Raw genomic sequence first — 19,427 nt, forward strand, 5'->3', positions numbered from 1 at the left:
GCTCCTCCTCTGCGCGTCACAGCCGGTCTCGCAGGGCGTACCAGAGCATGCCCAGCACGTGCAGCGGCCCGCGCAGGGCCATGCCGCCCGGGAAAGCCATGGGCTCGACCCCGGCGAAGAGGTCGAAGCGGCTGGCGTTGCCGCCGATCGCCTCGACCATCAGCTTGCCGCCCAGAGTCGAGAGGATGGCGCCCATGCCGGAATAGCCATGGGCGAACAGCACCTCGCCCTGGCGGCCGACATGCGGCAGACGGCTGGTGGTGACCGAAACCAGCCCGCCCCAGGCGTAGTCGATCTTGACGCCTTTCAGCTGGGGGAAGGTCCCCTCCAGGTGCGGACGGGTGAAGGCGGCCATGTCTCGCGGCGGATCGGGGGTGTAGCGCTCGCCGCCGCCGAACAGGATCCGGCCGTCGGCGGTGCGCCGGTAGTAGTTGACCACGAAGCGGGTGTCGGACACGGCCACATTGGTCGGGATCAGCGTCTCGATCTCGGCCAGTGGCTCGGTCGCCACCACATAGTTGGCCACCGGCATGATGCGGCTGTTCACCCGACCCATCAGGCCGGTCAGGAGGGCGTCGCCGGCCAGGATGGCGTGCCGGGCGGTGACACCGCCCTGGGCCGTGCCGATCCGCACCTTGCCGTCCTGCTTCAGGCTCGTCGCCACCGATCGCTCGAAGATGCGCACGCCGGCGCTCGTGGCCGCCCGCGCTAGGCCGAGGGTGAAGTTCAGGGTGTGGAAATGGCCGCCGCGCCTGTCCAGCAGGCCTGCGGCATAGGGGGTGTCGACGTGGGCGCGGGCCTGGTCGGCGGTCAGGAATTCGGCGTCGCGATAGCCCATCACCTCGGCCAGGCAGCGCACCTCGTCCTCGAGATGGCCGATGTCGCCGGCCTTGACCGCGCCCAGGAGATGCCCGGCCTCGACCAGATCGCAGTCGATCGCGTGCTTGCGGATCAAATCGCCCACCAGATCGCGGGCTTCCAGGGCGGTGTGGAACAGGGCCTGGGCCCGCTCGCGGCCGTAGGCCTGAATCAGTTCCAGCGCGCCCTTGCGCAGCCCGGGGATCATCTGGCCGCCGTTGCGGCCCGAGGCGCCCCAGCCGATTCGGCCGCCTTCCAGCAGCACAACGCTAAGCCCGGCCTCGGCCGCATGCAGGGCGGCCGACAGGCCCGTGGCCCCGCCGCCGACCACCACCAGATCGGCCTCGGTCTCGCCCGTCAGCTGCGGGTGGCTTGGGGCGTCGTGGGCGGTCGCCACATAGTACGACCGGTCCATGTTCAGGGACTGGTTGAAGCCCATGGTCAGACCTTGAGCAGCAGGTGGTCGCGTTCCCACGAACTGATCACGCCCTGGAACGCCTCCAGCTCGGCCTGCTTGATGGTGGTGAACGCGCGGAAGAAGTACTGGCCAAGCAGTTCCTTGACCGGCTCGCAGGCGTTGAACCGCTCCAGCGCCTCTTCCAGCGTCTTGGGCAGGGTGCGGGCGTAGTGGTAGGCGTTGCCGGTCGCCTGGGCGCTGGGCTCGATCTGTTGCTCCATGCCCAGATAGCCGGCGATCAGGGCCGCGGCGATGGCCAGGTAGGGATTGGCGTCCGCGCCCGGCAGGCGGTTTTCGATCCGCCGGTTCTCCCGGTCCGAGATCGGCACGCGCAGGCCGCAAGAGCGGTTGTCATAGCCCCACTGCACGTTGATCGGCGCCGAGTGGCTGGGCCGCATGCGGCGGAACGAGTTCACATTGGGCGCGAACAGGGGCGAGATCTCGGGCAGGTATTTCTGCAGCCCGCCGACGAAGTGGCGGAACATCTGGCTGTCGGCGCCGGCGTCGTCGGCGAACAGGTTCACGCCGCTGGCGGTGCTGTTCATCGAGATGTGCAGGTGCATGGCGCTGCCGGGCTGGTTCTCCATCGGCTTGGCCATGAAGGTCGCGTAGACGCCGTGCTTGAGGGCCACCTGGCGCACAATGCGCTTGAACACCAGGACCTGGTCGGACAGGCGCACCGGCTCGCCGTGCAGGAAATTGACCTCCAGCTGGGCGGTGCCGCTCTCGTGGATCATGGTGTCCACGTCGAGCTGGGCGGCCTCGGAATATTCGTAGATGGTCTCGATCAGGTCCTCGTACTCGGTGATGGCTTCCAGGCCATAGGGCTGCGGCGAGGTCTCGGCCCGACCCGAACGGCCGGTGGGCGGGGTCAGGGGCAGGTCGGGATCGGGATTGAGGGCGGTGAGGTAGAATTCCAGCTCCGGCGCCACGATCGGCTTCCACCCCCGCTCGGCATAGAGCTTCATCACCTGCTGCAGCACCTGACGAGGCGAAGAGGCCCAGGGCGAGCCGTCGCTGTGATGCGCGTCGGCGAACACGTAGGCCGTCGGGGTCTTGAAGCCCGGGGCTACGCGCAGGGTGTCTGCATTCGGGTGCAGGACCATGTCCGGGTCGGAATAGGCCTCGTCCTCATCGTCGGTGTCGGCATATTCGCCGGTCACGGTGACGGCGAACACGCTGGAGGGCAGGCGCAGCGAGGCGTCGGTCTCAGCCTGCACCAGCTTGGCGGCCGGCAGCACCTTGCCGCGCAGCACCCCGTTCATGTCGGGAATCAGGCATTCGACTTCGCTGATCCCCCGCTGCTCGATCCACTTCTTCAACTCGGACATGGGGGAGGCGCTCGGTGATTTGTGATAGCAGTAAGATCGCCTGTCCCCCGGGGGTGCGTCAAGCGGGGTCGAGTCATCGCCCGCAAGGGCTCTATCCGCCAAATTCCGGGCCGCGATGCGAATTGAGGGGCGGCGAGGCCCTGACCTCAGGCCGGCTAGAATTTCCGGTCACAGGCGGCCTGTGATCGCAAACCCACTGCGAAGCTTGAGCGAAAAGCGCGATCCCCGTGTGAGATCATGCGCCGCATAAGCCGCGCTACCGAAAATGTGGGATCGCAGTTATATGTCGTTTCCAGCCCGCAATCCGCGGACGGAGCAAGCTGAGCGACAGGGGTGCCGATGGCGAACGCCTCGACGGGGAAGAGCAAGGCGCAATCGGTCGCCGAGGTCGAGGACTTGGAGCCGGCAGTCGAGCCGGTGCTGCACGCCAGCATCTACGACGACCTTCGCCGGCGCATGATCACAGGCAAGATCGTCCCGGGCGTCGGCCTCTCGACCCGCGGCCTGGCGCTCGAGCTGGGCGTCAGCCAGATGCCGGTCCGCGACGCGCTGAGCCGCCTGGCGGCGGAAGGGGCGGTGGCGATCCGCTCCAAGCGCAAGATCGAAGTGCCGCCGATGAACCCAGAGCGGTTCACGGACCTGCTGGACTGCCGCCTGCTGCTGGAGCCGGAGGCCGCGGTCCAGGCCCTGCCGCACATCACGCCGGCCAAGATGAAGCAGCTGCGCGAGATCGACGCCGCCTTGGACACCGCCATGGAGAATGGCGACGTCATCGGCTACATGGAGAAGAACTTCGAGTTCCACTTCGCCCTGTACCGCGCCAACAACCGGCCGACCCTGAATCGGCTGATCGAGACGCTGTGGCTGCAGTTCGGCCCGTTCATGCGGGTGGTCTATGGCCGCTATGGCACCGCCAACCTGGTCGACCAGCACCGGGTGGCGCTGGACGCCATCGAGGCCGGCGACGCCGATAGCCTGCGCCGCGCCATCGCCGGCGACATCGCCGACGGCATGGGCCTGATCGGGCGGACGAGCTGGAGTTAGAGCCCTTCCCCCTCGATGAGGGAAGGGCTCTATCCACCTAGAACTTCGACTTCACCGCTACGCCCCAGGTGATCGGGTCGTTGACCATGCCGGTCAGGTTGTTGAAGTCGATCGCGCTTTCGGCGCGGATCTGGTTGGTGATGTTGCGCACGAACACCGCGAACTCGGTCTTGCGCGGGGTCAGGTAGCCCACGCGCAGGCCGCCCTGCAGTTCCGGCCGGCTGGTGAACTCCTTGGCCGTGTAGAGGAAGTAGTTCAGCTCGCTGCGATAGGACCAGTCGGTATAGGCGAACACCTCGCCGCCGTTCGCCATCGGAATGCCGTAGCGGGCGGTCCAGTTGGCCACCCATTGCGGCGCCTGGGGCAGGGGATTGCCGTTCAGGATCGCGTTGCCCTGGGCGTTCAGCGGATCGGTGACGGTGCAATTGCCGGCGCCGCAGGGGGCGACCGAGATGGTCCCGTCCTCGATCTTGGTGAAGTTGTGGCTGACGCCGGCGGTCAGGGTCAGGTTGTCGATCGGCCGGGCCTGGATGTCGGTCTCGACGCCGTTCCCGACCACCTTCTTGGCGTTCAGCAGCGCCGCCGAATTGACCGCGCCGCCGACGGCGGTCAGCTGCAGGTCCTTGGTTTCGTTGGCGTAGATGTCGAAGTCGATGTGCACGCGGCGATCGAACAGTTGGGCCTTGACCCCGATTTCGCCCGAGGTGGTGGTCTCATTGCGCGCCGTGTCCGGCACCGAGCCGAAATTGACCCGGTCCTGGATCGCCGGGCCGAGATAGCCGGTGGCGACGCGGGCGTAGAGGTTGACGTGCGGGGTGACCACATAGGTCGCGCTGAGGTCGCCCGAGACATTGTCGCCGCTGACCTTGGTGGTGACCGGCACGATATTGCCGTTGGCCTGCACGGGCACGGCGGGGAACAGGGCGTTGCCCCAGATCTTGTCGTTCTTGTCGTCGTTGGAATAGCGCAGCCCGCCGCGGACGGTCAGGGCGTCGGTGGCCTTGTACTCGACCGAGGCGAAGGCGCCGAAGTTCTCGTTGTGGTTCAGGTGGCCGACGGTGCTGTCGATCACCAGGCGCGGATTGGCCAGGGTCGGCTGGGCGTAGTCGATCTCGTCATAGGTCAGGCGCTGGTTGAAATAGTAGAGGCCGACCTGGCCGCGCCACTTGCCGAACTGCTCGGTCTCGAAGCGCAGCTCCTGGCTGAACTCCTTGGGCGTGGCCTTGTCGCCGGTCGCGTCCCAGAACAGGGCGTTGTTCAGCCCGGTCGCCGGAAAGCCCACATAGTTGGCGCCGCCGTCGATGTCGCCGACGCTGCGCACCTTGGCCGCTTCGAAGGCGGTGATCGAGTGCAGCACGCCAAGGCCCGCGAACTTGTAGTTCAGGTGCAGGTCGATGCCGCCCGAGCGCAGGGTCTGGGCCGACGGGCCGTCGAGGGCCACCTTGTAGACGTCGAAGCCGGGGGCGAAGTTGTTGCTGCCAGGCTGGAAGGCGCCGGCGCGGAACACCCGCGGCGTGCCGTCCAGGTCGCGGCCGTGGATGTTGAGCAGGGCCGTGAACGGGCCGCCATTGTCATAGGCGATCTGCAGCCGGGCGGCGATGTCGGTATAGCCTTCCAGCTTGTGCGGCGTGAACACCAGCGGGCCAGTGGCGGTGTTGTGCACCCAGTTGTCGCGATGCTCGACCAGGGCCGACAGGCGGGCGCTGAAACCATCGCCCAGCGGCTGGTTGACCGCGCCCTCGGCGTTGACCGTGTTGAAGCTGCCGTAGGACAGCGAGCCATAGCCGCCGAAGCTGTCGGTCGGCTTGGCCGAGTCCAGCTTGACCACGCCGGCCGGGGTGTTGCGGCCGAACAGGGTGCCTTGCGGGCCGCGCAGCACGTCGACGCCCGAGAGGTCGAACACCGGGAACGCCTTCAGGAGCGGGCTTTCCAGCGCCACGTCGTCATAGACGACCGACACCGGCTGGGCGGCGTTGATGTCGAAATCGGTGTTGCCCAGGCCCCGGATATAGAAGCGCGGATAGGTGCGGCCGAACGAGGACTCCACGATCAGGCTGGGGGTCTTGGCCGACAGGAAGCGGATGTCGAGGCCGGAGGAGTTCAAGACGTCTAGCTTCTGGCCGGAGACCGCGCTCACCGCCACCGGCACGTCCATGTCGCGCTCTTCGCGGCGGGAGGCGGTGACGACGACTTCGTCGGTCGCTGGAGCGGCGCTGGCCTGGGCGGCAGGCGCGGTCTGGGCCAGGGCGGCGCCGGCGGCGAAGGTCACGGCCAGGCTGGAGACGCCGGCCAATAGCAGATGCGCCCCACGGCGCGAGCGGAGGGTCGATGCGATCACGGATTGTCCCCTGAAATGTTTGGGGGCTTGTGACGCTCACGTGACGCTTGTGTCAACCAAGCCACGGACAAGAACGCGGGTCATGGCTTTGGCGCCACAGGGGCGAGAATCGCTGTGCTCGAAATAGCTTGGCCAATTTTCCACCGATGACGTTTTCAACCGGCGAGGTTGGCCGGGTCTACATTCTCCTAGCGTAGCAGTTGCGGCTTTCTACTATCTGTGGTGAGTTTGCTCGATGGAAGCCATCAAGAGAATTGTTGACTGGGTCGACAAAGATATCTCCGAGACAATGCTCTCGCGATACTCCAATTCCCTGACGGTAGGGATTCTACTTGGCTTAGTGTTCGTGATTCCCGCCAGCCTGCTTCCAGACCCTTGGCGAATTGGCGGTATGGTTTTTGGGGGCGGGTTGTCCCTGGCATGGGTCGTTTGGTGGCTTTGGCGTTGTATTCTTTACGTCAACCGCAACGACGATTGGCCAAGATCTCGTCGCGAACGCCCGTGAGGCGGATAGCGCGGGCCGCTCACGCCCGATAAACCTCCCGCCCGCCTACCAGCGTCCTCTGCACGCGCCCCTGCAATTTCCGCCCATCGAACGGCGAGTTCTTCGACTTCGACAGCAGGTGGTCGGAGTCGATCACCACAGGCGCGTTCAGGTCGCACAGCACCAGGTCCGCCGGCTTGCCCTTGGCGATGCGGCCGGCTTCGAGGCCGAGGAGGTCCGCGGGTTTCGAGGTGACGGCGGCCACGAGGTCGATCAGGGGGGCTCGGTCGTCGTGATGCAGGGCGAGGAGGGCGGGGAGCAGGGTCTCAAGGCCTACGGCGCCGGGCGCGGCTTCTTCGAAGGGCAGGCGCTTGTCCTCGGCGGGGGCGGGGGCGTGGGCCGAGACGATCACGTCGATCAGGCCGCTGGCCAGGGCTTCGATCAGGGCCTGGCGGTCGTCCTCGCCGCGCAGGGGCGGGCTGAGCTTGTAGAAGGTGCGGTAATCGCCGACGTCCAGCTCGTTGAAGGTCAGGTGGTTGATCGAGGCCGTGGCCCAGACCTTGACCCCCTTGTCCTTGGCCCGCTTCAGGCTCTCCAGCCCCTCGGTGCAGCTGATCTGGTCGACCAGCAGCGGCGCGCCGGTCAGCTCGGCCAGGGCCAGGTCGCGTTCCAGCATGATCCGCTCGGCCATCACCGAGACGCCCGGCAGGCCCATGCGGGCGGCGAAGTCGCCCTCGGTGGCCGCGGCGCCGTCGGACAGGTAGGGGTCGGCCGGGCGGTGGGCGACCAGGGCGCCGAAGCCCTTGGCGTAGGTCATCACCCGGCGCATTACCAGGCTGTTGGCGATCACCCGGTCGGCGTCGGTGATGTAGAGGGCGCCCGCCTCGCGCATCAGGCCAATCTCGGCCATTTTGGAGCCTTCCAGGCCCTTGGTCGCGGCGCCGGCCACGTGCACATGCACCAGGCCAATGTCACGCGCGCGGCGCTGGATGAAGTCGACCATGGCCGGCTCGTCGATCACCGGATCGGTGTCGGGCTGCAGCACCACGGTGGTGACGCCCCCGGCGGCGGCGGCCCGGGCGGCGGACTTCAGCGTCTCCTTGGGCTCCGAGCCCGGCTCACCTGTCTTGACGCGGATGTCGACCAGGCCGGGGATCAGGAGGGCGCCCTGGCAGTCGATCGCGGCGATGTCCTGGGCGACAGCGCCGGGCGAAGGGGCGCGGACCACATCGGCCACCAGGCCGTTCTCGATCAGGACCGAGCCTGGGCCGTCATAGCCGCTGGCGGGATCGACCAGGCGCGCATTGACGAGCGCGAGAGGGGGGGCGAGGGGCGGGGCGGGTTGCTGCGAGGTCATCAGGCGTTGTCCAGGCGCGCGGCCAGCGAGGCCAGCACGGCCATGCGCGCGGCCACGCCCATCTCGACCTGGTTCTGGATCAGGCTGACCGTCAGGTCGTCGGCGATGTCGGAATCGATCTCGACCCCGCGGTTCATCGGCCCCGGGTGCATCACCTTCACGCCCGGCTTGGCGCAGGCCAGCTTTTCGCGGTCGAGGCCATAGAAGCGGAAATATTCGCGGGTCGAAGGGACCAGGGCCCCGGTCATGCGCTCGAGCTGCAGGCGCAGCATCATCACCACGTCGACACCGGTGATGCCCTCGCGCATGTCGTGGAACACCTCCACGCCCCAGTTCTTGGCCGCGCCCGGGATCAGGGTCGGCGGGCCGACCAGGCGCACATGGGCGCCCAGCATCTGCAGCATGATCAGGTTCGAACGGGCGACCCGGCTGTGGGCGACGTCGCCGCAGATGGCGACGGAGAGGCCCGAGATGTCGCCGAAGGCATGGCGCAGCGACAGGGCGTCTAGCAGGGCCTGGGTCGGGTGCTCGTGCTTGCCGTCGCCGGCGTTGATCACGCTGCAGTCGACCTTTTGCGCCAGCAGCGAGGCGGCGCCCGAGGAGGCGTGGCGCACGACCAGGAGGTCCGGCTGCATGGCGTTGAGCGTCACGGCCGTGTCGATCAGGGTCTCGCCCTTGGCCATGGACGAGGAGCGCGGGCTCATGTTGACCACGTCCGCCCCCAGCCGCTTGCCGGCCAGCTCGAACGAGCTCTGGGTGCGGGTCGAGTTCTCGAAGAAGAGGTTCATCAGCGTTCGACCCTTAAGCAGGTCGAGCTTCTTGGCCTTCTGGCGGTTCAGGGCGACGAAGCTGTCGGCCAGGTCGAGAAGGCTGAGCACCTCGAGCCGCTCGAGGTCGGTGGCGGAAGTGAAATGGCGTTTGGGAAACGGGAAGGTCCGAGCGCGGACGTCGTCCAAACCTGGGGCCGGCGGGGTCATGAGCCCCGCTTCTAGGCGGGTTCGCATCCCGCGCCAAGAGGGCGCCGGTTCGCCTCGCCAGCCCCGGTCGCGCCGTGCTAAGCTTCGCCCTATCGTCGAGTCGAGCGCGCAGTGACGTCTAAGTCCACCAACGGTCTTGTGCTCCGCATCGTGGTCGAGCTGGTCGCAGCGGCGGTGCTCGCCTTTGCGCTGGCGGCCTTCGCCGCGCCGATGCTGATGAACATCCGCAGCAACCTGGCCTTCTGGACCGGTGTGGCCTGCTGGCCGCTGGCCGGGGCCGTGATCCTGGTCGCCGCGGCCCTGGCGATACGCGATATCAGGACCTTGCGCCGCGAGCGCGAGATCAAGGCGCGGCTGTACGGGCCGCAATGACGCTCGCAGCTGGCCTTGTGCGTGGTTCGAGACGCGCTGCTTCGCACCGCTCCTCACCATGACTATTATTTTTATGATCCAATATCTTAGTCATCCTGAGGAGGCCGCAAAGCGGCCGTCTCGAAGGACGCAGGGCCGCTCTGCAAAGCGCCTCAAGGGAGCTCAGCCGTGAAAATCTTCGCAAGATACGCTCTGGTGGCCTTAGCCGCCATCGGGCTCGCCGCCTGCGGCCAGGTGCGCCCCGGCCACGTGGGCATCAAGGTCAACAACTTCGGCTCCAACGCCGGGGTGCAGCAGGAGACCCTGGGGGTCGGCTGGTATTTCACCCCCTTCGGCACGCATATCGAGGAATATCCGATCTTCACCAACACCTATACCTACTCGGCCTCGGCGACCGAGGGTAAGGCCGAGGATCAGGCGTTCGTGTTCCAGGACAAGTCGGGCCTGGGCCTCTCGGCCGACATCGCCGTCAGCTATTCGGTGGACGCGGCCAAGGCGGCGATCCTCTATCAGAAGTACCGCACCGACACAGACGGCCTGATCAGCGGCCCGATGCGCAACGCTATCCGCGACAGCCTGGTCACCCGCGCCTCGCAGTTGAACGTCGACGAGATCTATGGGCCGCGAAAGGCCGAACTCTTGAACAACGTGCAGCACGACGTGCAGAGCTTCTTCGCCCCCTATGGCCTGAGGGTCGAGCGGCTGTTCTGGGCCGGCAATGTGCGCGTGCCCGACACGGTGCTGGCCCAGATCAACGCCCGCATCGCCAACGAGCAGGAGGCCCTGGCCGCCCAGGCCAAGGTCGCCACCGTCCAGGCCCAGGCGCAGCAGGCCATCGCCGAGGCTCAAGGCAAGGCCCAGGCCCTCAACATCGAAGGCGCCGCCATCCGCGCCAACCCCGAGGTGCTGAGGATCCGCGCCATCGAAAAATGGGACGGCAAGCTGCCCCAGGTGACCTCGGGTGGGGTGCCGTTCATCAATATCGAGAAGTAGGTGCGTGGTTCGAGACGCGTCCCTTCGGGCCGCTCCTGACCATGACGAGGTTTGTTGAAGCTTCACTATCGTAGTCATGGTGAGGAGCCCGCGTCAGCGGGCGTCTCGAACCACGCACAAACCTATGACCCCAGCCGATCCAGCGCGCCCTGCAGGATGTACGCAGCCGCCGCCTTGTCGACCAAGTCGGCCCTCCGAGCCCTCGTCACATCGGCCTCGTCGATCAGCATGCGGTTCACCGCGGCGCTCGACAGTCGCTCGTCCCAGAAGGCGACCACCAGATCCTCGCGCAGGCGCAGAAGGTTGCGGCCGAAAGCGCGGCTGGACTGGCAGCGCGGCCCCTCGGTCCCGTCCATGTTCACCGGCAGGCCGATCACCACCGCCTTGGCCCCGCGCTCGTCCATCAGCTTGAGCAGCCGACCCGCGTCGTCGGTGAATTTGCCCTTGCGGATCAGCTCCAGGGGGCTGGCGATCATGCGGGTGACGTCGCTGACGGCGACGCCGATGGTCTTTTCGCCGAGATCCAGGCCGAACAGTGGGGTCATGGCGGGGAGGGCGGCAGGCAGGTCGGTCAGGTCGAGCACGGGCATGGACGAGGCTCATCCTCCTTGAGACGGGCCTTGTCAAAGCAAGGCCTCCTTCCTTCTTGTAGACGGGCCTTGTCAAAACAAGGCCCGGGCGAGTAACCCGTGCGCGGAACAAACCCCAGCGTGAGACCCGCCCCATGGCCATCGACGCGGCGACCGTCAAAAAGGTCGCCAGCCTCGCCCGCATCCGCGAACCGGAAGACCGGCTCGAGCCCCTGGCGCGCGAGCTGTCCGGTATCCTGCAGTGGATCGAGCAACTGGCCGAGGTCGACACCGAAGGCGTCGAGCCGATGACCTCGGTGGTCAAGGCCGCCCTGCCGATGCGCGAGGACGTGGTCACCGACGGCGGCGATCCCGCCCGGGTGCTGGCCAACGCCCCGCGTTCGGACCGGAACTTCTTCGTCGTGCCCAAGGTGGTCGAATAATGAGCGAGCTCACCCGGCTGACCCTGAAGGCCGCCACGGTCGGCCTTCGCGCCAAGACCTTCTCATCGCGCGAACTGACCCAGGCGCATGTCGAAGCGGTCGCCGCCGCGCGGCCGCTGAACGCCTATCTGGTCGAGACTCCCGACCAGGCTCTGGCCATGGCCGAAGCCTCCGACGCCCGTATCGCGAAGGGCGAGGGCGGCCCGCTGGAGGGGATTCCGCTCGGCATCAAGGACCTGTTCTGCACCGAGGGTGTGCGCACCACCGCCGGCTCGAAGATCCTGGGCGACTTCAAGCCGACCTACGAATCCACCGTCACCGCCAACCTGTGGCGCGACGGGGCGGTGATGCTGGGCAAGCTGAACATGGACGAGTTCGCCATGGGCTCCTCCAACGAGACCTCGGCTTTCGGCCCGGTGACCAATCCCTGGCGCTCGGGCGCCTCGAACAAGCCGCTGACGCCGGGCGGTTCCTCGGGCGGCTCGGCCGCAGCGGTGGCGGCGGACCTGTGTCTGGGCGCCACGGCCACCGACACCGGCGGCTCTATCCGCCAGCCGGCGGCCTTCACCGGCACCGTGGGCATCAAGCCGACCTATGGCCGCTGCTCGCGCTGGGGCGTGGTGGCGTTCGCCTCCTCGCTCGACCAGGCCGGCCCGATCGCCAAGACGGTCGAGGACGCGGCCATGCTACTGACCTCGATGAGCGGCCACGACCCCAAGGACTCCACAAGCCTGAACGTGGATGTCCCGGATTTCGCCAGCTTCGTCGGCAAGCCGGTCAAGGGCCTGCGCATCGGCGTGCCCCGGGAATACAGGGTCGACAACATGCCGGCCGAGATCGACGCGCTGTGGCAAAAGGGCGTCGAGTGGCTGAAGGAGGCCGGCTGCGAGATCGTCGATGTCTCCCTGCCGCACACCAAATACGCCCTTCCAGCCTATTATATCGTGGCCCCGGCCGAGGCCTCCTCGAACCTCGCCCGCTACGACGGCATGCGCTATGGCCTGCGCGCCGATGCCAAGTCGCTGACCGACGTCTATGAAGAGACCCGCGCCCAGGGATTTGGGACCGAGGTCAAGCGGCGGATCCTGATCGGCACCTATGTGCTGAGCCACGGCTACTACGACGCCTACTACCTGAAGGCGCAGAAGGTGCGCCGGCGCATCGCCGACGACTTCGACCGGGCCTGGGAGACCTGCGACGCGCTCCTGACGCCGACGGCGCCCTCGGCCGCGTTCGGCCTCGGCGAAAACAGCGCCGATCCCGTGGCGATGTACCTGAACGACATCTTCACCGTCACCGTGAACCTGGCCGGCCTGCCGGGGATCAGCGTTCCGGCCGGGCTGGACGCCAATGGCCTGCCGCTGGGCCTGCAGCTGATCGGCCGGCCGCTGGACGAGGGGACCCTGTTTTCCCTGGCCGGCGCGGTGGAAAAGGCCGCCGCCTTCAAGGCCAAGCCGGAAAAGTGGTGGTAGGCGCCACTTTATTACCTGGCGCGTAATCGCCCGCCGCCCACGCTTCCGCGATGGTCGTCTCAACCGCTGAGGAGAGACGATCATGCAAAGTGACAGCGCCACCCTGGCCAAGGCAGTCGAAATCCGCACCCGCGACGGGATGCGCCTGTTCCATCGCGACTGGGGCCAGGGCCGGCCGATGGTGTTCGTTCACAGCTGGGCCATGTCCAGCGCCATGTGGGCCTATCAGGTCGCCCATCTGAGCGAGCAGGGTTTCCGCTGCATCGCCTATGACCGCCGCGGCCATGGCCGGTCGGACCCCACCTCGCGCGGCTTCGACATCGACACCCTGGCCGACGACCTGGCGGCGGTGATCGACCAGCTGGGGCTGGAGGACGTGACCCTGGTCGGTCACTCCATGGGCTGCGGCGAGATCGTTCGTTACCTGACGCGGCACGGCTCAAGGCGGGTGGCCAAGGTGGTGCTGCTGGCGCCGGTGACCCCCTGCGTCCTGGCCAAGGAAGACAACCCCTTCGGCGCCCCCATGACCTATTTCGAAGAGTTGCGCGAAGCCTGGCGAACCGATTTTCCCAAGTGGATCGACGACAACAAGGCGCCCTTCGTTACGTCGGAGACGTCACCCCAGATGGTCGAATGGCTGGTGGATCAGCTGCGCGAAACGCCGGTTCCGGTGGCTATCGCGGCCAATAAGGCGATGGTGAACGCCGATCTGCGCGCGGATTTGGGTGAAATCGACCGACCGATGCTGATCCTGCACGGGGACAAGGACGCCTCTGCGCCGCTGGACCTCACCGGACGCATCACCGCCCAGGGTGTCACGGGCTCGGTGCTCAAGGTCTATGACGGCGCGCCGCACGGCCTGTTCGTGACCCACATGGACGAGGTCAACCGGGACATCCTGGCCTTCGCCGCCTGAGGCGCGCAGGGCCCAAAAAGGTCATCGCCAGATCCGATGGTCAGGCGATGACCTTGCTTTGCGAGGCGCCTACTTGGCCGACGCGGCCGCGTTCAGGTCGGTCTGGATCGCATTGAGCTTGGTGTCGTCCAGTTCGGCCTGCGGATATTGCGAGATCTGGCGCAGGCTCATCGACTTGATCATGTCCAGCTGGTCGTAGGCCAGGAGCTTGGGCATGTCCTTGGCCAGCACCGCCTTGGCGCCGGCGTTGTTCAGCAGGTCCTCGATCGGCGAATCGATGGTCAGGGCCCCAGCGGCTGGCGCGGCTGGCGCGGTCGCCGCCGGCGCAGCGGGAGCGGGGGTGTTCTGGGCCGCGGCGACGCCTGCGAAGGCAAGGCTGAACGCGGCGCCGGCCAGGGCGAGGATAGTCGTCTTCCGCATGGGTTTCTCCCGTTTGAATGGTGTTAAGATGCGCGCGCGGCAGGTAAGCGGCAAATCGAGGCGCTGGCAAGGCGCGCATCGGTCTTCCCCTTCGGCGCGAAGGTGCTAGGAAGGCGCCATGACCGACACCAGCAAAGTTATAGAAGGCCGCACCGGTCCCTGGGAGATCGTCCTGGGCCTCGAGGTGCACGCGCAGGTCGCCTCGAGGGCCAAGCTGTTCTCGGGCGCCGCCGTGGGTTTCGGCGCCGGGCCGAACGAGCAGGTCAGCCTGGTGGACGCCGCCATGCCCGGCATGTTGCCGGTGATCAACCGCCATTGCGTCGAGCAAGCCGTGCGCACGGGCCTGGGCCTGAAGGCGCAGATCCACGCCTGGTCACGCTTCGACCGGAAGAACTATTTCTATCCCGACCTGCCGCAAGGCTATCAGATCAGCCAGTTCGCCCATCCGATCGTAGGCGAGGGCGAGATCCTGGTCGAACGGGATGATGGCTCGACCTTCACCGTGCGCATCGAACGGCTGCACCTGGAGCAGGACGCCGGCAAGTCGATCCACGACCAGGATCCCGACTGGACCTATGTCGACCTGAACCGCGCCGGCACCGCCCTGATGGAGATCGTGTCCCGGCCGGACATGCGCTCGTCTGAAGAGGCCGCCGCCTATGTGAAGAAGCTTCGGACCATCCTGCGCTATCTGGGCACCTGCGACGGCGACATGGAGAAGGGCAATCTGCGCGCCGATGTGAACGTCTCGGTCTGCCGCCCCGGCGCTTATGAGAAGTATCGCGAGAGCGGAAGCTTCAGCCACCTCGGCACGCGTTGCGAGATCAAGAACGTCAACTCCTACCGCTTCATCCAGCAGGCGATCGAGTACGAGGCGCGCCGTCAGATCGAGATCCTCGAAGACGGCGGTTCGATCGTGCAGGAGACTCGCCTGTTCGACCCCACAAAGGGCGAGACCCGCTCGATGCGGTCCAAGGAAGAGGCGCACGACTACCGCTACTTCCCGGACCCCGACCTTCTGCCGCTGGAGCTCGAGCAGAGCTGGATCGAAGGGATCAAGGCCGGCCTGCCGGAATTGCCCGACGCCAAGAAGGCGCGGCTGCAAAGCGAGTATGGCCTGTCGGCCTACGACGCCGGGGTGCTGGTGACCGAGAGCGTGCGCGCGGACTTCTTCGAAAAGGCCGCCCGGGGCCGCGACGCCAAGCTGACCGCCAACTGGATCACCAACGGCCTCCTGGCCAAACTGTCCGAAGGCGGCCACGACATCGACGACAGCCCGATCAAGCCCGAGGCGATCGCCGGCCTGGTCAAGCTCATCGAGGAGGGCGTGGTCTCCTCCAAGATCGCGCGTACCGTGTTCGAACACATGTGGGCGGGCGAGGGCGACCCGGCGGCGATCGTCGAGAAGCATGGCCTGGTCCAGGTCAGCGACACCGGCGCGCTGGAGGCCGCGATCGACAAGCTGATCGCCGCCAATCCGGACAAGGCTGCGGCCGTCAAGGACAAGCCCCAGGCGATCGGCTGGTTCGTCGGCCAGGTGATGCGCGAGACCGGCGGCAAGGCTAATCCGGGCGTGGTCAACGACCTGCTGAAGGCCAAGCTCGGCATCGCCTGAGCACCTGCAGCCCCAGGCGAATACGTATTCAGGCGTCCGTTGTCACAGCCCGTGACGCGGACGCCTTTTTTCTGGTCGCCGACGAAAAAAATTCATGCGGGACTGACCGTTGATAAGTTTAGCCCGGCCGAACCCGATAAGCTTGGCTTAACCTTGTTCAGGAATGCTCTATCATCGCGGTATCGCTGCTTGAGTCGCCCGTCATGTTCGCGCAACTGCGCACCTTCCTGCCGACCACCATCCTCGCGCTCTTGATCATTTATTTTGGATATCAAGCGCTTACGGGGGATCGCGGACTGCTGACCCAGCCCGAGCGGAACGCCACGCTGCAGGAAAAGTCGGTCGAATTGGCCAAGCTCGAAGCCGAACGCAAGGACCTGGAGCTGCGTGCGCGGCTTCTGCGCGATTCCAGCCTTTCCGCCGATCTTCTGGAGGAACGCAGCAGAAGGCAGCTAGGCTTGGTTGACCCTAGGGACTATGTGATCCGCACGAAACCCTGATCGGGTCCGGCGATTCCAAAGCCGGTCCCGATGCGTTGATGTGTCCAGCGCTAGGGATCGGTGAGGAGAGGCGGATGGCGAGAGCTGCCAAGGCGGCGAAAGCCCCGGCGAAAGCTGTGGGCGCGGTTGATGTCCCGAGCAAGGACGACCTGCTCAAATACTATCGCGAGATGCTGCTGATCCGGCGCTTCGAGGAGCGTGCGGGCCAGCTTTATGGCATGGGTCTGATCGGCGGCTTCTGCCACCTCTATATCGGCCAGGAAGCCATCGCCGTCGGCATGCAAAGCATCATGAAGCCGGGCGACCAGGTGATCACCGGCTATCGCGACCACGGCCACATGCTGACCTGCGGCATGGACCCCAAGGAAGTCATGGCCGAGTTGACCGGTCGCGCCGCGGGCGCGTCGAAGGGCAAGGGTGGCTCGATGCACATGTTCTCGACCAGCGCCCATTTCTACGGCGGCCACGGCATCGTCGGCGCCCAGGTGTCCTTGGGCACCGGGCTCGGCATGGCCAATCGCTATCGTGACAACGGTAACGTAGCCTTCACCTACTTCGGCGACGGCGCGGCCAACCAGGGCCAGGTCTATGAGAGCTTCAACATGGCCGAGCTCTGGTCGCTGCCGGTGGTCTACGTCATCGAGAACAATCAGTACGCCATGGGCACCAGCGTCGAGCGCTCCTCGTCCGAGACGCACCTGTTCAAGCGCGGGAACAGCTTCAATATCCAGGGCGCCGAGGTCGACGGCATGGACGTGCTGGCGGTGCGCGAGGCCGGGGCCATGGCCGCCGAGCACGCGCGTTCAGGCAAAGGCCCCTTCATCCTGGAGATGAAGACCTACCGCTACCGCGGCCACTCCATGTCGGACCCGGCCAAGTATCGCACGCGCGAAGAGGTCGACGCGGTGCGCAAGACTCGCGACCCGATCGATCACTTGCAGGAGCGGCTGGAGAGCCTGGGCATGGCCGACGAAGCCGCGCTGAAGGCCATCGACGCCGACGTCAAGCGCATCGTCGCCGAGGCCGCCGAGTTCGCCCGCACCGCCCCCGAGCCGGACCCCTCCGAGCTTTACACCGATGTCTATCTGGAGACGGCCGCCCAATGAGCGTGGACGTATTGATGCCCGCCCTCTCGCCGACCATGGAAGAGGGCACCCTGGCCAAGTGGCTTATCAAGGCCGGGGACACGGTCTCCTCAGGCGACGTGATCGCCGAGATCGAGACCGACAAGGCGACCATGGAGGTCGAGGCCGTCGATGAAGGGGTGGTCGAGGCCATCCTGGTTCCTGAAGGGACCGAAGGGGTCAAGGTCAACGCCCCGATCGCCCGCCTGGCCGGCGGCAATGGCGCCGCGGCGACACCGGCGCCCGCGCCCGAACCTGCGCCCGCTCCGGCGGCGCCCAGGGCGGCGCCGACGCCCAGCGTGAAGCTGCTCGATCCTGAAATCCCGGCCGACGCCAAGCTGGCCAAGGTCACGGTCCGCGACGCCCTGCGCGACGCTATGGCCGAAGAGATGCGTCGCGACCCGGACGTGTTCCTGATGGGCGAGGAAGTCGCCCAGTATCAGGGCGCCTACAAGGTCAGCCGCGACCTTCTGCAGGAGTTCGGCGACAAGCGGGTGATCGACACCCCGATCACCGAGCATGGCTTCGCCGGCCTCGGCGTTGGCGCGGCCATGGCCGGCCTGAAGCCGATCGTCGAGTTCATGACCTTCAACTTCGCCATGCAGGCGATCGACCACCTGATCAACTCGGCGGCCAAGACCCTCTACATGTCGGGCGGCCAGATCCGCTGCTCGATCGTGTTCCGTGGCCCGAACGGCGCCGCCTCCCGCGTGGCGGCACAGCACAGCCAGGACTATTCGGCCTGGTACGCCAATGTGCCGGGCCTGAAGGTGATCGCGCCCTATGACTCGGCCGACGCCAAGGCCCTGCTCAAGGCCGCGATCCGCGACCCGAACCCGGTCATCTTCCTCGAGCACGAGATGATGTATGGCCACGAGTTCGACGTGCCGGAGGGCGACTTCGTGGCCCCGATCGGCAAGTGCAAGATCCGCCGCGTCGGCGCCGACGTCACCCTGACCGCCCACTCGCGGATGGTCGGCCTGGCGCTCGAGGCCGCCGAGGTCCTGGCCAAGGACGGCATCGAGGCCGAGGTGATCGATCTGCGCACCCTGCGCCCGTTGGACCACGAGACCATCGTCGAAAGCGTCAAGAAGACCAACCGCATCGTCACTTGCGAGGAGGGCTGGGGCCCCATGGGCGTCGGCGCCGAGGTGGTGGCGCGTGTGATCGAGCACGCCTTCGACTATCTCGACGCCCCGCCGGCCCGCGTCCACCAGGAGGACGTGCCCATGCCCTATGCCGCCAACCTGGAGGCCCTGGCCCTGCCGACGGTCGACAAGATCGTCCAGGCGGCCAAGGCGGTCAGCTACAGGTGAGCACGGCCGACCTGGTCTGGCGTTCGGGCGGCTGCCATTGCGGCGCCGTGCGTTTCGAGGCGGCCCTGCCGGGCCGCGTCGAGGCGCAGGCCTGCAATTGCTTCATGTGCGAGAAAGTGGGTTTCATCCACATTATCGTGCCCGAGAGCCGGTTCCGTCTGACCCAGGGCGGCGAAGCGATCACCCATTACCGGTTCAACACCGGCGTCGCCGATCACAGCTTCTGCAAGGTCTGCGGCGTGAAGAGCTTCTATCGCCCGCGCTCCAATCCGGACGGCTGGTCGGTCAACGCGCGCTGTCTCGACGATCCGGACAGCCTGGCGATCGTGGTCGAGCCTTTCGACGGCCGCAACTGGGAGGTCCACGCCGCCGCCTTGGCCCATCTGAGCCGGGAGCCCGGCTGATGGCGCGGTTTGATGGCGCCTGCCACTGCGGCCGGTTGAAGGTCGCCTTCGAGACGCCGTCGCCGGCGGCGCTCAGCCTTCGCGCTTGCCAATGCTCGTTCTGCCGCCGGCATGGTGCGCGCAATGTCAGCGATCCGGCCGGGAGCCTGGCGATTTCAGCCGAGGCGGCGTCGCTGCATCGCTACCGCTTCGGCCGCAAGGGCATCGACATGCTGATCTGCGGCGAGTGCGGAACCTATGTGGCGGCGCTGTGCGAGATCGACGGCGCGCTCTACGCCACCTTGAACATCACCGGCGCCGACATCCAGGGCCTGACCCTGGGCGCGGCCGAGCCGGTGGACTACGAAGAAGAAACCGATGCGGCGCGCCTGGCGCGGCGGCGAGCGAAATGGACGCCCGCCTCCCTGACCCTGGCCGCCTAGCTAGAGGCCCGAGGA

Annotated in this window: 18 protein-coding genes and 1 pseudogene; 12 read left to right on the forward strand and 7 right to left on the reverse strand. The window is 66.7% G+C overall.

Annotation, left to right across the window (positions count from 1 at the left end; all coding sequences use genetic code 11):
• Positions 1-16: 16 nt before the first annotated feature.
• Both KCG34_RS02870 and KCG34_RS02875 read right to left on the reverse strand, forming a co-directional pair.
• On the reverse strand, positions 17-1,297 hold the full coding sequence (locus KCG34_RS02870; RefSeq protein WP_211938897.1) for an NAD(P)/FAD-dependent oxidoreductase: 1,281 nt from the start codon (positions 1,295-1,297) through the stop codon (positions 17-19).
• 2 nt (positions 1,298-1,299) lie between these two features.
• On the reverse strand, positions 1,300-2,646 hold the full coding sequence (locus tag KCG34_RS02875; protein ID WP_211938898.1) for a glutamine synthetase family protein: 1,347 nt from the start codon (positions 2,644-2,646) through the stop codon (positions 1,300-1,302).
• 339 nt (positions 2,647-2,985) lie between these two features.
• On the opposite strand from KCG34_RS02875, the gene KCG34_RS02880 reads away from it, so the two are divergent.
• Positions 2,986-3,690: a GntR family transcriptional regulator gene (locus tag KCG34_RS02880; protein WP_211938899.1), complete on the forward strand. Its 705-nt coding sequence runs from the start codon at positions 2,986-2,988 to the stop codon at positions 3,688-3,690.
• 37 nt (positions 3,691-3,727) lie between these two features.
• Here KCG34_RS02880 and KCG34_RS02885 read toward each other — a convergent pair whose 3' ends face one another.
• From KCG34_RS02885 to KCG34_RS02895, 3 genes and pseudogenes are all read right to left on the reverse strand, one after another.
• A complete protein-coding gene (locus KCG34_RS02885; protein ID WP_211938900.1) occupies positions 3,728-6,028 on the reverse strand; it encodes a TonB-dependent receptor in 2,301 nt (766 codons plus the stop codon).
• A 524-nt stretch (positions 6,029-6,552) separates the two neighbouring features.
• Positions 6,553-7,869 carry a dihydroorotase gene (gene pyrC / locus KCG34_RS02890; RefSeq protein ID WP_211938901.1) on the reverse strand — a complete coding sequence of 439 codons (1,317 nt, stop codon included), beginning with the start codon at positions 7,867-7,869 and terminating at the stop codon, positions 6,553-6,555.
• Positions 7,869-8,883, reverse strand: a pseudogene (locus KCG34_RS02895) (aspartate carbamoyltransferase catalytic subunit). The gene pyrC and the pseudogene KCG34_RS02895 overlap by 1 nt, the downstream one beginning before the upstream one ends.
• A 74-nt stretch (positions 8,884-8,957) precedes the next feature.
• Here KCG34_RS02895 and KCG34_RS02900 point away from each other — a divergent pair.
• Positions 8,958-9,218 (forward strand): hypothetical protein, encoded by a 261-nt coding sequence (locus KCG34_RS02900; protein ID WP_211938903.1) that lies wholly within the window; start codon positions 8,958-8,960, stop codon positions 9,216-9,218.
• Between the two features lie 168 nt (positions 9,219-9,386).
• Positions 9,387-10,211, forward strand: a complete 825-nt coding sequence (locus tag KCG34_RS02905) for an SPFH domain-containing protein (RefSeq protein WP_211938904.1) — start codon at positions 9,387-9,389, stop codon at positions 10,209-10,211.
• Positions 10,212-10,333: 122 nt separating this feature from the next.
• Here KCG34_RS02905 and ruvX read toward each other — a convergent pair whose 3' ends face one another.
• On the reverse strand, positions 10,334-10,801 hold the full coding sequence (gene ruvX / locus KCG34_RS02910; RefSeq protein WP_211938905.1) for a Holliday junction resolvase RuvX: 468 nt from the start codon (positions 10,799-10,801) through the stop codon (positions 10,334-10,336).
• A 134-nt stretch (positions 10,802-10,935) separates the two neighbouring features.
• Between ruvX and gatC the strand changes: the two genes are divergently transcribed.
• From gatC to KCG34_RS02925, 3 genes are all read left to right on the forward strand, one after another.
• Entirely contained in the window at positions 10,936-11,223 is a 288-nt protein-coding gene (gatC, locus tag KCG34_RS02915) for an Asp-tRNA(Asn)/Glu-tRNA(Gln) amidotransferase subunit GatC (RefSeq protein WP_211938906.1), read from the forward strand.
• A complete protein-coding gene (gene gatA, locus KCG34_RS02920; protein WP_211938907.1) occupies positions 11,223-12,695 on the forward strand; it encodes an Asp-tRNA(Asn)/Glu-tRNA(Gln) amidotransferase subunit GatA in 1,473 nt (490 codons plus the stop codon). The genes gatC and gatA overlap by 1 nt, the downstream gene beginning before the upstream one ends.
• 82 nt (positions 12,696-12,777) lie before the next feature.
• Complete coding sequence (locus tag KCG34_RS02925) at positions 12,778-13,611, forward strand: alpha/beta fold hydrolase (RefSeq protein WP_211938908.1); 834 nt, start codon at positions 12,778-12,780, stop codon at positions 13,609-13,611.
• 69 nt (positions 13,612-13,680) lie between these two features.
• Here KCG34_RS02925 and KCG34_RS02930 read toward each other — a convergent pair whose 3' ends face one another.
• Positions 13,681-14,031 carry a hypothetical protein gene (locus KCG34_RS02930; protein ID WP_211938909.1) on the reverse strand — a complete coding sequence of 117 codons (351 nt, stop codon included), beginning with the start codon at positions 14,029-14,031 and terminating at the stop codon, positions 13,681-13,683.
• A gap of 118 nt (positions 14,032-14,149) precedes the next feature.
• Here KCG34_RS02930 and gatB point away from each other — a divergent pair, with 118 nt between their 5' ends.
• The 6 genes from gatB (at position 14,150) to KCG34_RS02960 (ending at position 19,412) form a co-directional block, all read left to right on the forward strand.
• Positions 14,150-15,646 (forward strand): Asp-tRNA(Asn)/Glu-tRNA(Gln) amidotransferase subunit GatB, encoded by a 1,497-nt coding sequence (gatB, locus tag KCG34_RS02935; protein ID WP_211938910.1) that lies wholly within the window; start codon positions 14,150-14,152, stop codon positions 15,644-15,646.
• Positions 15,647-15,849: 203 nt separating this feature from the next.
• On the forward strand, positions 15,850-16,146 hold the full coding sequence (locus tag KCG34_RS02940) for an FtsB family cell division protein (RefSeq protein ID WP_211938911.1): 297 nt from the start codon (positions 15,850-15,852) through the stop codon (positions 16,144-16,146).
• 74 nt (positions 16,147-16,220) lie between these two features.
• A complete protein-coding gene (pdhA, locus tag KCG34_RS02945) occupies positions 16,221-17,252 on the forward strand; it encodes a pyruvate dehydrogenase (acetyl-transferring) E1 component subunit alpha (RefSeq protein WP_211938912.1) in 1,032 nt (343 codons plus the stop codon).
• A complete protein-coding gene (locus KCG34_RS02950) occupies positions 17,249-18,586 on the forward strand; it encodes a pyruvate dehydrogenase complex E1 component subunit beta (RefSeq protein WP_211938913.1) in 1,338 nt (445 codons plus the stop codon). Before pdhA ends, KCG34_RS02950 begins: the two co-directional genes overlap by 4 nt.
• Positions 18,583-18,990 (forward strand): GFA family protein, encoded by a 408-nt coding sequence (locus tag KCG34_RS02955; RefSeq protein WP_249138194.1) that lies wholly within the window; start codon positions 18,583-18,585, stop codon positions 18,988-18,990. Before KCG34_RS02950 ends, KCG34_RS02955 begins: the two co-directional genes overlap by 4 nt.
• A complete protein-coding gene (locus tag KCG34_RS02960) occupies positions 18,990-19,412 on the forward strand; it encodes a GFA family protein (protein ID WP_211938914.1) in 423 nt (140 codons plus the stop codon). Before KCG34_RS02955 ends, KCG34_RS02960 begins: the two co-directional genes overlap by 1 nt.
• Positions 19,413-19,427 lie beyond the last annotated feature (15 nt).

The sequence above is a fragment of the Phenylobacterium montanum genome (genome assembly GCF_018135625.1).
GTDB classification, from domain to species: Bacteria; Pseudomonadota; Alphaproteobacteria; order Caulobacterales; family Caulobacteraceae; genus Poindextera; species Poindextera montana.